Source organism: Klebsiella sp. B345, from assembly GCF_051131735.1.
Classification (GTDB): domain Bacteria; phylum Pseudomonadota; class Gammaproteobacteria; order Enterobacterales; family Enterobacteriaceae; genus Klebsiella.
In genome coordinates, this window is sequence record NZ_CP180443.1 from 2,286,769 (window position 1) to 2,301,631 (window position 14,863).

General features: G+C 56.5%; 13 protein-coding genes and 1 tRNA gene. 7 read left to right on the plus strand and 7 right to left on the minus strand.

The window, feature by feature from the left end:
- The first annotated feature begins 93 nt into the window (after positions 1–93).
- Positions 94–1,938, plus strand: coding sequence for an RNA polymerase sigma factor RpoD (gene rpoD, locus ACMYSO_RS10695; RefSeq protein ID WP_434670476.1), 1,845 nt, complete (start codon positions 94–96; stop codon positions 1,936–1,938).
- A 94-nt stretch (positions 1,939–2,032) separates the two neighbouring features.
- Here rpoD and mug read toward each other — a convergent pair whose 3' ends face one another.
- Positions 2,033–2,539: a G/U mismatch-specific DNA glycosylase gene (gene mug / locus ACMYSO_RS10700; RefSeq protein ID WP_434670478.1), complete on the minus strand. Its 507-nt coding sequence runs from the start codon at positions 2,537–2,539 to the stop codon at positions 2,033–2,035.
- A 124-nt stretch (positions 2,540–2,663) separates the two neighbouring features.
- Between mug and ACMYSO_RS10705 the strand changes: the two genes are divergently transcribed.
- A tRNA-Ile gene (locus ACMYSO_RS10705) sits at positions 2,664–2,739 on the plus strand.
- A gap of 239 nt (positions 2,740–2,978) precedes the next feature.
- Here the strand turns inward: ACMYSO_RS10705 and ACMYSO_RS10710 are convergent.
- The 3 genes from ACMYSO_RS10710 to ACMYSO_RS10720 form a co-directional block, all read right to left on the minus strand.
- Entirely contained in the window at positions 2,979–3,278 is a 300-nt protein-coding gene (locus ACMYSO_RS10710) for a DUF1889 family protein (protein WP_217426887.1), read from the minus strand.
- Positions 3,279–3,457: 179 nt separating this feature from the next.
- Complete coding sequence (gene dhaR / locus ACMYSO_RS10715) at positions 3,458–5,398, minus strand: dihydroxyacetone kinase operon transcriptional regulator DhaR (RefSeq protein WP_434670479.1); 1,941 nt, start codon at positions 5,396–5,398, stop codon at positions 3,458–3,460.
- Between the two features lie 96 nt (positions 5,399–5,494).
- The gene (locus tag ACMYSO_RS10720) at positions 5,495–6,592 is read right to left on the minus strand and encodes a glycerol dehydrogenase (RefSeq protein WP_434670480.1); all 1,098 of its coding nucleotides are present in this window, start codon (positions 6,590–6,592) and stop codon (positions 5,495–5,497) included.
- A gap of 596 nt (positions 6,593–7,188) precedes the next feature.
- Here ACMYSO_RS10720 and dhaK point away from each other — a divergent pair.
- From dhaK to dhaM, 3 genes are read left to right on the plus strand one after another with little or no spacing between them, the layout of a single operon-like run.
- Complete coding sequence (dhaK, locus tag ACMYSO_RS10725) at positions 7,189–8,259, plus strand: dihydroxyacetone kinase subunit DhaK (RefSeq protein WP_434670481.1); 1,071 nt, start codon at positions 7,189–7,191, stop codon at positions 8,257–8,259.
- Between the two features lie 10 nt (positions 8,260–8,269).
- Positions 8,270–8,902, plus strand: a complete 633-nt coding sequence (dhaL, locus tag ACMYSO_RS10730) for a dihydroxyacetone kinase subunit DhaL (protein WP_123756401.1) — start codon at positions 8,270–8,272, stop codon at positions 8,900–8,902.
- Between the two features lie 10 nt (positions 8,903–8,912).
- Positions 8,913–10,334 (plus strand): dihydroxyacetone kinase phosphoryl donor subunit DhaM, encoded by a 1,422-nt coding sequence (dhaM, locus tag ACMYSO_RS10735; RefSeq protein ID WP_434670482.1) that lies wholly within the window; start codon positions 8,913–8,915, stop codon positions 10,332–10,334.
- Between the two features lie 70 nt (positions 10,335–10,404).
- On the opposite strand, the gene ACMYSO_RS10740 is transcribed toward dhaM, so the two are convergent.
- Complete coding sequence (locus ACMYSO_RS10740; protein WP_434670483.1) at positions 10,405–11,181, minus strand: siderophore-interacting protein; 777 nt, start codon at positions 11,179–11,181, stop codon at positions 10,405–10,407.
- 237 nt (positions 11,182–11,418) lie between these two features.
- Between ACMYSO_RS10740 and ACMYSO_RS10745 the strand changes: the two genes are divergently transcribed.
- Together ACMYSO_RS10745 and ygjG are read left to right on the plus strand one after the other, a co-directional pair.
- Positions 11,419–11,994: a PadR family transcriptional regulator gene (locus tag ACMYSO_RS10745; protein ID WP_123756399.1), complete on the plus strand. Its 576-nt coding sequence runs from the start codon at positions 11,419–11,421 to the stop codon at positions 11,992–11,994.
- Positions 11,995–12,240: 246 nt separating this feature from the next.
- On the plus strand, positions 12,241–13,620 hold the full coding sequence (gene ygjG, locus ACMYSO_RS10750) for a putrescine aminotransferase (RefSeq protein WP_434583004.1): 1,380 nt from the start codon (positions 12,241–12,243) through the stop codon (positions 13,618–13,620).
- Between the two features lie 57 nt (positions 13,621–13,677).
- On the opposite strand, the gene lsrG is transcribed toward ygjG, so the two are convergent.
- Both lsrG and lsrF read right to left on the minus strand, forming a co-directional pair.
- The gene (gene lsrG / locus ACMYSO_RS10755) at positions 13,678–13,974 is read right to left on the minus strand and encodes a (4S)-4-hydroxy-5-phosphonooxypentane-2,3-dione isomerase (RefSeq protein ID WP_434670484.1); all 297 of its coding nucleotides are present in this window, start codon (positions 13,972–13,974) and stop codon (positions 13,678–13,680) included.
- Positions 13,971–14,858: a 3-hydroxy-5-phosphonooxypentane-2,4-dione thiolase gene (gene lsrF / locus ACMYSO_RS10760; RefSeq protein ID WP_434670485.1), complete on the minus strand. Its 888-nt coding sequence runs from the start codon at positions 14,856–14,858 to the stop codon at positions 13,971–13,973. Before lsrF ends, lsrG begins: the two co-directional genes overlap by 4 nt.
- Positions 14,859–14,863: the final 5 nt, after the last annotated feature.

Here is a 14,863-nt window from a genome sequence, read left to right on the forward strand (position 1 = left end):
GCGCAGCGGCAATAATATAAGTACGCCCTCGCTTTAAATGTTGGCAGTTTGTTGTCGACACCAATCAAACGAAATAAGTGTGGATACCGTCTTATGGAGCAAAACCCGCAGTCACAGCTGAAGCTTCTTGTCCAACGTGGTAAGGAGCAAGGCTATCTGACCTATGCCGAGGTCAATGACCATCTGCCGGAAGATATCGTCGACTCCGATCAGATCGAAGACATCATCCAAATGATCAATGACATGGGCATTCAGGTGATGGAAGAAGCACCGGATGCCGATGATCTACTGCTGGCTGAAAACAGCAACAACACAGACGAAGATGCAGAAGAAGCAGCTGCGCAGGTGTTGTCCAGTGTTGAATCTGAAATCGGACGGACAACCGATCCGGTGCGCATGTACATGCGCGAAATGGGTACCGTTGAACTGCTGACGCGTGAAGGCGAAATTGACATCGCCAAACGTATTGAAGATGGGATTAACCAGGTTCAGTGCTCCGTTGCTGAATATCCGGAAGCCATCACCTATCTGCTCGAGCAGTACGATCGCGTTGAAGCGGAAGAAGCCCGTCTGTCTGACCTGATCACCGGCTTTGTCGATCCTAACGCTGAAGAAGATCTGGCACCGACGGCAACGCACGTCGGGTCTGAACTGTCTCAGGAAGAGATGGATGACGACGAAGACGAAGATGAAGACGACGATGACGACAGCAGCGATGACGACAACAGCATCGACCCTGAGCTGGCACGCGCGAAATTCGCTGAACTGCGTACGCAGTACGAACTGACCCGCGACACCATTAAAGCAAAAGGTCGTAGCCACGCCGCCGCGCAGGAAGAAATTCTCAAGCTGTCTGAAGTGTTCAAACAGTTCCGTCTGGTACCGAAACAGTTCGATTACCTGGTTGGCAGCATGCGTAGCATGATGGATCGCGTCCGTACTCAGGAACGCATCATCATGAAACTGTGCGTTGAACAGTGCAAAATGCCGAAGAAAAACTTCATCACGCTGTTCACCGGCAACGAAACCAGCGAAACCTGGTTCAACGCCGCTGTCGCCATGAACAAGCCGTGGTCTGAAAAGCTGCAGGACGTGAAAGAAGACGTTCAGCGCGGCCTGATGAAACTGCAGCAGATTGAAGAAGAAACCGGCCTGACCATCGAGCAGGTTAAAGATATCAACCGTCGCATGTCCATCGGTGAAGCGAAAGCCCGCCGTGCGAAGAAAGAGATGGTTGAAGCAAACTTACGTCTGGTTATTTCTATCGCCAAGAAATACACCAACCGTGGTCTGCAGTTCCTGGATCTGATTCAGGAAGGTAACATCGGTCTGATGAAGGCGGTTGATAAGTTCGAATATCGTCGCGGCTACAAGTTTTCCACTTATGCTACCTGGTGGATCCGTCAGGCAATCACCCGCTCTATCGCGGATCAGGCGCGCACCATCCGTATTCCGGTGCATATGATTGAGACCATCAACAAGCTCAACCGTATCTCCCGCCAGATGCTGCAGGAAATGGGTCGTGAACCGACGCCGGAAGAGCTGGCTGAACGCATGCTGATGCCGGAAGATAAAATTCGCAAAGTGCTGAAAATTGCCAAAGAGCCTATCTCCATGGAAACGCCGATCGGCGACGATGAAGATTCGCATCTGGGTGATTTCATCGAGGATACCACCCTCGAGCTGCCGCTGGATTCCGCGACCACGGAAAGCCTGCGCGCCGCCACTCACGACGTTCTGGCTGGCCTGACCGCCCGTGAAGCGAAAGTTCTGCGTATGCGTTTCGGTATCGATATGAACACCGACCACACGCTGGAAGAAGTCGGCAAACAGTTTGACGTTACCCGCGAACGTATCCGTCAGATCGAAGCGAAAGCGCTACGTAAGCTGCGTCACCCGAGCCGTTCTGAAGTACTGCGTAGCTTCCTCGACGATTAATCGTTGCTGGACATAAAAAGCTCCCTGCGGGGAGCTTTTTTTTGCCTTCAATTTACCGCAAGAGCCGCAGTTGTTCGCGCCCGCAACCTGTGGATTATCGACCTCGCGCAGTCAGCGCCTGTTCCAGCTCACGATAGGCCGCCACCAGAGCCTCCAGCGTCGCCCGGTTCAATCCGCTGGGGTTAGGCAATACCCACACCTCCGTCGCGCCGATAGTCACCGACTGCTTTCCCCAGCGCGCGCCGCGCACCTGAAAGGCTTTCTCAAAAGCCTGTTTGCCGAGGATCGCCAGCGCACGCGGCTGATACTGTTCCATTTTCAGGATCAGCTCCCGCCCGCCGCTGCGCAGCTCCTGTAACGCCACTTCGCTGGCCTGCACCGTCGGACGCTCCACCAGCATCGTGATACCGCAGCCGGTATCGAGCAGATGCTGTTCCTCTTCCGGTGCCAGCAGGCGGTCGGTAAACCCGGCCTGGTGAATCACCTTCCAGAAGCGATTACCCGGATGGGCAAAATGAAAACCGGTATGCGCAGAGGACTTCCCGGGATTGATGCCGCAGAAGACCACCCGCAGGTCCGGAGCCAGAATATCGTTGATCATCTTTTCACCCATTCAATACCGAAAAGGTGATTATAAAGGATTGAAAATGCATTGTTTATAAAATCAGCAGCCGTGCGTTTTACGCTGGATTGCGCTTGCCAGTTACTTTATAATCCCTCGCCACGGCCCCTTAGCTCAGTGGTTAGAGCAGGCGACTCATAATCGCTTGGTCGCTGGTTCAAGTCCAGCAGGGGCCACCAGACACCGCAAGGGCTGGCGAGAAATCGCCGGCCCTTGTGCTTTTTAGCGTTTCGCACTTACACCACACCAGTTAACGCACGCCAACAGGCCATTAAAGGACTGTTGCTGTCCACGGAATACCATGCTGGCAGTGAAGACAGGTAAAAATAAAAGGAGCGCCGTTAATAACGGTTCGCTCCTTTTTTATACCTTATACGCTGAACAGCACGGTCATGAATGGGCGGTTGAAACGCTCAACTCACACCAGTTCCCGCAGCTGCTCCCGCATGTAGGAAGAGAAGAACTCAGGGTTTTTAATAATGAGACGGTCACCAGATGCGATCTTATCTGCCCATCCGGCCACTTTTTCCGTGAACCCGGCGTTCCATCCCTCCTGCTGACCTCGCGCCATCACGTCGTCGGCACTTGCCGGAACACCTAACTCATTCAAATACTTTAAAATGCCTTTAGCTGTGCTTTCATCCATTGAAGGCGGAGCCGGTTCTGATGTGTTCATACCACCAATAAAATCTAATGCTTTATCTATCGCTGTTGGCATGCTCTTATCCTTAAAATTAACCATGTGATGAACATGTTTATACTATGGACCCAAGTTCGCCGGGATATCAAAGAGAACGTTGCCTTTATTTGATTCAGCCCTCATTCAAACGTTTGCATGGTGGTTTTCTGCGCACTTAAGACACTCGTTTGCGCACTAACTGGCGCGCCGCGCGGGCTTCAGCCCACAGATGAGTCCTGGTTTTTGCGCTTAAACTGGCTGGCGTCGATCTCGTACTGCTTCATCTTGCGCCACAATGTTGTGCGCCCAATATTGAGCAGGCTGGACATCTCCTGCACCCGGCCACTGGTAACGCGGGCGGCATGAATAATCGCCTCTTTTTCGATGGCGCTGAAGGTCAGGCTGGCGGGTAAGAGCGGCGATGCGCTGTCGCTGCTGCCCAGGCGCTCGGAGAAGAGATATTCCGGCAGGTTGTTCAAGCGGATATGGCCGTTATCGCTGCTGATGGCGATATTTTCAATAATGCTGTTGAGCTCAAAATCATTGCCCGGCCAGGAGTAGTTCACCAGCTGCGCCAGAGCGTCGTCGTCCACTTTGAGGCGCGACGAAAAGCGCCGCTCGAGGCTGCGCAGACGATTATGCACCAACGCAGAAATACTGCTGCGTCGCGACCGCAGCGGCGGAATGGCAATCTCAAACGAGTGCAACGCATAGTAGAGCTGGCGGCTAAAGCGGTTCTGTTCCACCAGGTTAGCGAGATCGACGGTGGTGGTGGCGATCACTTTCACATCCACCGGGATCAGCCGACGGGCATCAAGCCGGGTTAACACCCCCTGCTTAATCACCTGCAACAGCACAGACTGCAGTTCCGGCGCCAGGTACTCGATTTTTTCCAGGAATAAGGACCCGCCGCTGGCCAGCTCCAGGCGGCTCAGACGACCGTTTTGATCATCGGTCGGCGCACTGCCCATAAAATCCTGCCCCAGCACGTTGTCGGCATACAGCTGGCAGTTAACCGCAATATACGGGCCGCCCGCCCGTTCACTTTCATTATGAATCGCCTGAGCGATCAGCTCTTTCCCGACGCCCTCTTCGCCGCACAGCAGAACCGGGAAAGCGCCGCGTGCGGCCTGCCGGCCAAAATGTATCAGCCGCCGCGTTTGCGGATCGTCCGCAGACATCTGCTCAAACGTATGGCTCACTTTGCCCAACTGGCTGGTCATCAGCTGACGCAGCTGCTCCACCGGATGCAGCAGCAGAATAAAGCTGTTGCCCTGCGCTTCGACAATCGGCTTGAGGGTAATGACGGCGTCGATAAACTGATGCTGACTCTCAAACGTCACTTCCGCATGGTTCAGCGCCCGAGCGTGCTTAATAGCCCGACGCAGCAACGCCGGCAGCATCACCAGGTCGTGAATATTTTTCCCCTGGCTGGCCTGCGCATCCAGGTGCAGGAGCCTCGCGGCCTGGACGTTAATAAACTGCAACACCCCCTGCTCATTCCACGCCATCACCCCGTCGTCCATGCTTTCCAGCAGGCCGTACATCTGATTGAGGTGGCGATTAGATTCGGCGAGCAGGCTGTCGGTCAGCAGTGAATTCCCCACCTCCCGGGCAATCGCGAGGGTCAGGGACAAATCAGAAGCCGCCTGCTGTTCGCTCAGGCAACACAGCGAAATAGAACCAAACAGGCGCCCGTGGTTATCAAACACCGGCGTCGAACTAAATGACCACCCGTGCAGCGCCTGTTTAAAATGTTGATCGCCGGAGGTTCTCACCGGCTGTCCCAGCATCGAGGCCAGCGACAGCGCGCAGCTGCCGATAATGCTTTCGGCACAATAGCTGCCGTCGAGGAACCCTAGCGCTTCCAGCTGCGCCAGCGTCTGAGGTTCACCGCAGCGGCTGAGAATGCAGGCAGACTCATCCAGAATAAACAGTGCGCAGGAGCGGCCGTCCATAAATTCCCAGGCATCTTCCAGCGCAGCCTGGCCGATGGTCAGCAGCGCGGTTTTACGCCGACAGATCGATTCAAACGTCAGCCCCTGCGCCTGATGAGGCGCCTGCCAGGTGTCCCGCTGCATAAACCGGCTGCAACGATGCCACGACTGGCCGATTACGGAAGATGCTGTTTGTGAGGAATCCTGAGTCTGCGCCGTCATGTCCCTTTCCACTGTTAACCAATAGACAACCCCTCCGGCAGAGACTGTCGGAGGGGAGAAACGTCTTTCACATTCAGACGATGCGTCAGCGTAACCTTAACGCGCCAGCCACTGCTGACCGAGCAGGTCAGCCGTCATAATCGCGGCATAGACGTTATCAGGCGCCACGGCAAAAGGCATGTTGTGGATGGTTTCACCTTCCGCACAGGTCGCTTTCGCCACCGCCTGAATTTTCCCTTCAATGCCCTCTTTCACGCCCATCTGCGCCAGCGTCACCGGCAGCCCCACTTTCTGGCAGAAGCCCAGCACCGTCTCAATCTCTTCCATCGGGCTGTTCTGCAACACCAGTTGAGCCAGGGTACCAAAGGCCACTTTTTCGCCGTGGTACAGATGATGGCACTCTTCCAGAATGGTGAAGCCGTTGTGGATGGCATGCGCCGCCGCCAGGCCGCTGCTTTCAAAGCCAATGCCGCTGAGGTAGGTGTTGGCTTCTACAATGCGCTCCAGCGCATCGGTCACGACGCCAGCCTGGGCCGCCAGACGCGCTTTTTCGCCTTCCGCCAGCAGCGTATCATAGCACAGGCGGGCCAGGCTCAAGGCTGCCGCCGTGGACTGACCGCCGGCCATGCTGGTCGCTCTGGCATCAAAACAGGCCTTCGCTTCAAACCACGTGGAAAGCGCATCGCCCATCCCCGCCACCAGCAGACGCACCGGCGCTTTGGCGATAATCGCCGTGTCCATCACCACCATATCCGGGTTTTTCGGGTAGATCAGATACTCCTCAAACTCACCGGCTTCAGTGTAAATCACCGACAGCGCGCTGGTTGGCGCATCGGTCGAAGCAATGGTCGGGATCACCACCACCGGCAGCTTCTGGTAGAAGCCGATGGCTTTGGCAGTATCGAGCGTCTTCCCGCCGCCAATCCCGACCACACCGCGACAGCCGTGCTGTTGCAGAATAGCAATCAGGCGGTTGATTTCCGCATGGCTGCACTCGCCGTTAAAGCGTGCCGCATGGCAGCTGAGTCCGTGGTTATGCAGGCCATTGAGCACCTTCTCCCCCGCCAGCTTCATGACGAAGTCATCGGCAATCACGAAAAAACTGTCCGCCAGGTTTTTGGCATACTGGCCAAACAGCGTGGATGCATCAGGTCCCTGAAGATATTTGGCCGGAGATTGAATAACGTTTAGCATTCCTTTCACCCTCAAATAAGTGCATGTTTTACATGATGTGCCCTGGCGTCATCCCGTTCAGCCTTCGCTGAAAGGCGCAAACGGGAGCATGACCGGAGCGATGCAAACACTGTAGGGCGAGCGACGAACAAAAAAATTTTTGCCGATTTTGTTCTGATCTGAAACGGCGATCGATTTTTAATGTTTCATATTGGAACATGACTGACGAAGAAACGCCGGGATTGCGATCCCGATCGGCCCCTTCAGCCACCAACCGCCATAAAACCAGGGACAAGCGACGAATAGCGATCCCCTCAGCCGACCAAAAAACGCCGAAAAAGTCTCCCCGACCGCCATCCACCGCCGTGGAACACGGGGCGAAAAAGTCGCCCTGGCTCGCATTTTTCGCATTTCCTTAGCAGAAACGTTCCATTACGAAACGAAAATTAATAATCATGTTCCGTAATGAAACCCGTTTTCGCGGCATTTTTTTTTCCGTTAACTCAGCCAGAATCATCACATCGCCGGTTGTTGTTCCCGCCAGGCGATACCCCTACACGATGACCGCCTCCGTGCGCAGAGAGGCCGCATCGCATCACGTCGACGGAGCATGAATAATGAAAAAACTGATTAACCGTGTCGAAGATGTCCTGAGTGAACAATTACAAGGCCTCGCCAAGGCCCACCCTGAATTAACGCTGCATCTGGACCCGGTATACGTCACCCGCGCCGATGCGCCGGTGGCCGGAAAAGTCGCGCTGCTCTCCGGCGGCGGGAGCGGACACGAGCCGATGCACTGCGGCTATATCGGCAAAGGGATGCTCTCCGGAGCCTGCCCGGGCGAGATTTTCACCTCGCCGACGCCGGACAAAATGTTCGAGTGCGCCATGAATATCGACGGCGGTGAAGGCGTACTGCTGATCATCAAAAACTACACCGGGGATATCCTCAATTTCGAGACCGCCACCGAGCTGCTACATGAAAGCGGCGTCAAGGTGACCACCGTGGTGATCGATGACGACGTGGCGGTCAAAGACAGCCTCTACACCGCCGGACGCCGTGGCGTCGCCAACACCGTGCTGATCGAGAAGCTGGTCGGTGCCGCCGCCGAACGCGGCGATTCGCTGGAAGCCTGCGCTGAACTGGGCCGCCGCCTCAACAACCACGGCCACTCCATCGGCATTGCGCTGGGCGCCTGTACCGTGCCGGCCGCCGGGCAGCCGTCGTTTGAGCTCCAGGATAATGAGATGGAGTTCGGGGTTGGTATTCATGGCGAACCGGGCATCGACCGTCGTGCCTTTAGCTCTCTCGATCGCACCGTGGATGAGATGTTCGACACCCTGCTGGAAAACGGGACCTACAGCCGTACCCTGCGTCAGTGGGACCACGTTAAAGGCAGCTGGCAGGACGTTCAGCAAAGCAAACAGGCGTTGCAGAAAGGCGACCGCGTCATCGCCCTGGTCAATAACCTCGGCGCGACCCCGCTGTCAGAGCTATATGGCGTATTCAACCGCCTGACAACGCGCTGCGAGGAGCACGGTATCACGATCGCCCGTAGCCTCGTCGGCAGCTACTGTACGTCGCTGGATATGGTGGGCTTTTCCATCACGCTACTGAAAGTCGATGACGCGACGCTGGCGTTATGGGACGCCCCCGTACACACCCCTGCACTGAACTGGGGCCACTAAGGAGCACGACATGTCACTGAACAGAACGCAAATCGTTAACTGGCTCTATCGCTGCGGCGATACCTTCACCCGCGAGAAAGATTTTCTGACCGGCCTCGATAAAGAGATTGGCGATGCCGACCATGGTCTGAACATGCATCGTGGCTTCAGCAAAGTGGTGGAGAAGCTGCCGTCCATTGCCGATAAAGACATTGGTTTTATTCTCAAGAATACCGGGATGACGCTGCTTTCCAACGTCGGCGGCGCCAGCGGGCCGCTGTTCGGCACCTTCTTTATTCGCGCAGCCCAGGTAACTCAGGCTCACCAGAGCCTGACCCTCGATGAACTGTATCAGATGATGCGCGAAGGGGCCGAGGGCGTGGTCAACCGTGGGAAAGCAGAACCCGGCGACAAAACCATGTGCGATGTCTGGCTGCCGGTGGTCGAGTCGCTGCGCCAGTCCGGCGAACAGCACCTGTCAGTGCAACAGGCGCTGGACGTCGCAGCGCAGCAGGCGGAGGAAGCCGTTCGTTCCACCATCACCATGCAGGCCCGCAAAGGCCGCGCCAGCTATCTCGGTGAGCGCAGCATCGGGCATCAGGATCCGGGGGCAACCTCGGTGATGTTGATGATTCAGGAACTGGCGGCAGCCGCCAAAGCGTAAGGATAAGGCGATGGTAAACCTGGTGATTGTTTCTCATAGCGCCCGGCTGGGCGAAGGCGTCGGGGAACTGGCCCGGCAGATGTTAATTGGCGATGGCTGCAAGCTGGCGATCGCCGCCGGGATTGACGATCCGGAGAATCCGATCGGCACTGACCCGCTGAAGGTGATGGAAGCGATCGAGTCCGTGGCCGATACCGACCACGTGCTGGTGATGATGGATATCGGCAGCGCCCTGCTCAGCGCGGAAACCGCGCTGGATCTCCTCGATCCGGCCATCGCGGCCAAGGTCCGTCTGTGCGCGGCCCCGCTGGTCGAAGGCACGCTGGCGGCCACGGTCAGCGCCGCCACCGGATCGGATATCGATAAAGTGATCGCCGACGCCATGCACGCCCTGGAAGCCAAGCGCGTGCAGCTGGGGTTACCATCGTTAGCGCCAGAGATCATTGAGGCAACGCCCAGTGATGACGATCTGAGCGGGCAATCCGTCTCGGTGGTGATCAAAAATCACAACGGGTTGCACGTTCGCCCTGCATCGCGTCTGGTGGCGGCTCTGGCCGGGTTCCAGGCGGATCTGGTGCTGGAGAAAGGCGGTAAATGCGTGTCGCCTGACAGCATCAACCAGATTGCCCTGCTCCAGGTTCGTTGCAACGATACCTTGCGGCTGCTGGCCCGCGGGCCGGACGCCGAGGCGGCGCTGGCGGCATTTCAGGCGCTGGCGGCAGATAACTTCGGCGAGCAGCCGGACGCCATGCCCGCCCCTTCTGCGCCGGCTGTCGTCCGCGTCCAGGGGAGCGCGATGCGCTACCTGCGGCCTCACGCCCAACCTGAGCGGCAAAACGGCGCAGATATTGCCGATGAGATGCAGCGCCTGAAGCAGGCTATCGACCAGACCCTGGCGGATCTCACCGCGCTAACCACGCTGGCGGAAGATCGTTATTCCGCGGATATCGCGGCGATCTTTTCCGGCCATCATACGCTACTCGACGATCCTGATTTATACGATACCGCCTGTGAAATCATGCGAAATGAGCACTGCGGCGCGGCCTGGGCGTGGTATCAGGTGCTGGTTGATCTTAGCCAGCAATACCGCTCTCTGGACGATGCCTATCTGCAGGCACGCTATATTGATATCGACGATCTGCTGCAGCGTACGCTACGCCATCTCGCGGGCCGCAACGAGGAACCGCTGCGTCTGCAAGGACCGACGATCCTCATCGCCGACGATATCTTTCCTTCCACAGTCGTGCAGCTGGATCCCCGGCAGGTAAAAGGCATCTGCCTGCAGGAAGGCAGCGAGGTTTCGCATGGGGCGATTATCGCCCGCCAGGCCGGTATCGCCTTTCTGTGCCAGCAAAGTGAGGTGCTGACCCGTTTTCATGACGGCGACGCGCTGATGCTGGATGTCGCCGGGAAGCGCGTGATGCGTAGCTAAAGGTAAGGTAGAAGAGGCCCCGGGCTACGCGTCTATATCGTTACCCGGGGAGCGCTCGCAGGAGCAGCGATTACTTGCTGTGCCAGTAAGCCTGAGAGCGTACCAGCTGTGGATCAATCTCATCGTTCTCGAAGCGCCCAAGCAGCGATTTGACGACCGCACCCTCACCGGTAACCCAGATAAAGTAATCCTCTGGCGGCACGTTCACCTGTGCCAGACGCTCCGCCACGACGGAAGGCTGATGACCCACCACCCACTCAATATTAAAGCCCTGCAGGTCCACCAGATAATCCTGGTAGGAGACATCGCCGATCGTGACCAGCGCCGTCACCTGCGGGCGCACGGGCAGACGACTGAGGCCCAGCAGACGGCGGCGCAGTGCCGGCATCCCGGACTCATCACAGACATACAGCTGCCAGGCATAATCTTCCGGCACCACCAGTGAACCGCGCGGCCCGCCAATCACCAGGGTATCGCCGGGTTTGGCCGCCAGCGCCCAGCTGCTGGCAATCCCGCCGTCGTGGATAAAGAAGTCGTATGCCAGCTCATGGTGCTCAGCATCGTACAGCGGCGTATAGTCGCGGGTTGCCGGACGAACGCCCTCACCCCAGTTAATGCCTTCATCAGTGACCTGCGGCGGCGTAAACGCGGCGCCGGCTTCGGGGAAAAACAGTTTGGTATGGTCGTCAAACCCCTGGGAAACAAAACCGTCCAGCGCGTCTCCGCCCAGCACAATGCGCTGAAAAGCCGCGCCGATACGCTCTACGCGCAGGACGGTTAACTGACGGAAACGCAGCTCATTACGAACGCGTTGCGGGTACTGAGTGTTTTTCGTTTTTATCATCATCGATTCGATCGCCTTCGTGAAAAATAGATATATCTAAACATGACCTAAATGATAATGATTGCCATTAAAAAGAATGCAAGTTATTTTTGATATAGTCGTGACAAAAAGCAAAAAAGTCCAAACCCATAAACAAAAACATTTAAAATCAACATATTAAAAAAATATCAGATCTCATACTTGCTAACCGTCATTTTTTAGATATACATTAGATATATCAAAACTAATGAGGAATACACGATGCGACATCATCATGAAGAAGGGCGCGGGCCACGTGGGCACCGCGGCGAACGTGGGGAACACGGCCACAGAGGCGGTGATCATGGCGAGCACGAACGCAGAGGCGGCGGACGCCGTCAGCGTTTCTTTGGTCACGGCGAACTGCGACTGGTTATCCTCGATATCCTGACTCGCAACGCCAGCCACGGCTACGAACTGATTAAAGAGATTGAGACCCTGACTCAGGGTAACTATAGCCCTAGTCCGGGCGTGATCTACCCCACCCTCGATCTCCTGCAGGATCAGGGTCTGATCAGCGTTGAAGAGGAAAATGGCCGCAAGAAAATCGCCATTACCGCAGAAGGCAGCCAGCTGCACGCCGAAAATCTCGAGCAACTGGCTCAAATTCAGGAGCGCTTACAGGCGCGGATGGTCGGCTGTGAACTGCGCAAAAACCCGCAGATGAAACGGGCGCTGGAGAACTTTAAAGCCGTACTGGATCTGAAAGTGAATCAGCAACCCACCAGCGACGCGCAGCTCAAACAGATCGTTGCCGTCATCGACCGCGCGGCCATGGAAATTTCTCAGCTCGATTAAGCCTCCCTTCTGCCCTCAAATTGGGCAACCTGCACCGCCGCGAAGCACGCGGCGGTATAGCTGCCAGCAGGTTATTAGCTCCGTTCAGGAGTAAAACATGCCAAAAATATCGCCGTGAGATTAAATTCCGCACATATGCGCTTTCACGCTGCGTTTATCCCGATTTTCAGCGCCTCCACCGAAGTGGCGTAATCCCTGCAATACTTAATTCAGTATCATGTGATACGCCCGCCCCAGGAGCTCACTTTGAACAGGTTACCTTCCAGCGCATCGGCTCTGGCCTGCAGCGCACACGCACTGAATCTCATCGAGAAGCGAACGCTTGATCATGAGGAGATGAAAGCACTTAACCAGGAGGTCAGGGAATACTTTAAAGAGCATGTGAATCCAGGGTTTTTAGAGTACCGAAAATCGGTCACCGCTGGCGGGGATTACGGAGCCGTAGAGTGGCAGGCGGGAGGGTTAAATACGCTTGTCGACACTCAAGGACAAGAGTTTGTCGATTGTCTGGGTGGTTTTGGGATTTTTAATGTAGGGCACCGTAATCCAGTTGTGATTTCCGCCGTAGAGCATCAGCTCGCTAAACAACCTCTTCATAGTCAGGAACTGCTGGACCCGCTACGGGCCATGCTGGCCAAAACGCTGGCGGCATTAACGCCCGGCAAACTGAAATACAGCTTCTTCAGTAACAGCGGTACGGAATCGGTCGAAGCAGCACTCAAGCTCGCTAAAGCCTATCAATCGCCACGCGGTAAATTTACCTTCGTGGCCACCAGCGGTGCGTTCCATGGAAAATCGCTGGGTGCACTGTCGGCTACCGCCAAATCAACCTTCCGTAAGCCTTTTATGCCGCTGCTGCCGGGCTTCCGTCACGTGCCGTTTGGCGATATCAACGCCATGCGCACGCTACTCAGCGAGTGCAAGAAAACCGGTGATGACGTCGCGGCGGTGATCCTTGAGCCGATCCAGGGCGAAGGTGGCGTGATCCTACCACCTCAAGGCTATCTGCCTGCGGTACGTAAGCTGTGTGATGAGTTTGGCGCACTGCTGATCCTCGACGAGGTACAGACCGGCATGGGACGCACCGGCAAAATGTTTGCCTGTGAGCACGAGAACGTTCAGCCGGACATTCTGTGTCTTGCCAAAGCCCTCGGCGGCGGCGTAATGCCAATCGGCGCGACGGTCGCCACCGAAGAGGTGTTCTCGGTACTGTTCGACAATCCGTTCCTGCATACCACCACTTTCGGTGGAAATCCGCTGGCCTGTGCCGCGGCGCTGGCGACGATCAACGTCCTGCTGACGCAAAATCTCCCGGCACAGGCGGAACAGAAAGGCGAACTGCTGCTGGATGGCTTCCGTCAGCTGTCCCGCGAGTACCCGGATCTGGTGAATGAGGTGCGTGGTAAAGGAATGCTGATGGCGATTGAGTTCGTGGATAACGAAATCGGCTACAGCTTCTCCAGTGAGATGTTCCGCCAGCGCATTCTGGTGGCGGGGACCCTCAACAATGCCAAAACCATCCGCATTGAGCCACCGCTGACGCTGACGATTGAGCAGTGTGAGCAGGTGCTTAAAGCGGCACGTACCGCATTGGCTGCGCTGCGGGTCTCAGTTGAGGAAGCCTGATCGACTCCCCTGCCTCTCCGCACACGGAGAGGCAGGTTTACCGCTACCCGTTCTCCCTTAATCTGCCGGCAATAACCCCACAAAACTGCGCTTCTGCCGCGGCTGCGACATCATCTCTTCCAGTTTTTCCACGCAGGTCAGGTAGTGCGGGGTTTTCTTATGCGCCAGCACCGCCGCGTCGTCTTTATAGGCTTCATAGATAAAAAAACGGGTCTTCACCTCCGGGTCCTGCAACACGTCGAAGCGCAGGTTGCCCGGCTCCTGCAGTGCCCCTTCGTGGTTGGCACGAAAGACATCGAGAAACTCATCGACCCGCTCCGGCTTGATATTAATCTCCACCAGCGTCACGTTCATTTTAGCTCTCCCTGTTTCTCTTCCTGCCAGAACTGGTACGCCTCACGGGCGCTGATATTCTCATGGACCACTTTTTTCACCGCTTGCAGCATGGCGCGCGGCGCGCTGGACTGGAAGATATTGCGCCCCATGTCCACGCCAGATGCCCCCTGGTCGATGGCGCGCCAGCACATCTCAAGGGCTTCCAGCTCCGGCAGTTTTTTCCCGCCGGCGATCACGATCGGCACCGGACAGCTGGCGGTGACCTTTTCAAACCCCTCCTCGACGAAATAGGTTTTCACGAACTGCGCCCCCATCTCAGCGGCAATCCTGCTGGCTAACGAAAAATAGCGGGCGTCACGGGTCATCTCTTTGCCCACGCCGGTGACTGCCAGCACCGGCATGCCGTAGCGGTTCCCGGCGTCCACCAGCCTGATGATATTGTTGATCGACTGATGCTCATGCGGGCTGCCGATATAAACCTGAGCCGCCACCGCGCAGACGTTTAAGCGCAGTGCGTCCTCCATCGCCACGGCGACGCACTCATTGGAGAGTTCGCTGAGGATAGAGTTGCCGCCGGATGCCCGCAGCACCACCGGCTTGTTGGTCGCTGCCGGGACCTGGCTGCGCAGCACGCCGCGGGTACACATCAGCACATCGGTTTCATCAAACAACGGGGCAATAGAGAGGTCGATCCGCTCCAGCCCGGTGGTCGGCCCCTGGAAGTAGCCGTGATCGAAAGCCAGCATCACCGTCCGGTTGCTGTGCGGATTAAAGATACGCGCCAGTCGGGACTGCATCCCCCACTCCAGCGAGCCGCAGCCTTTCAACGTATAGAGCGTGTTTTTCTGCGGCCGGTCAAAACCGAAGTCTTTTCCCTCTTTGATATCGTCTAAATCTGCCATCTCAT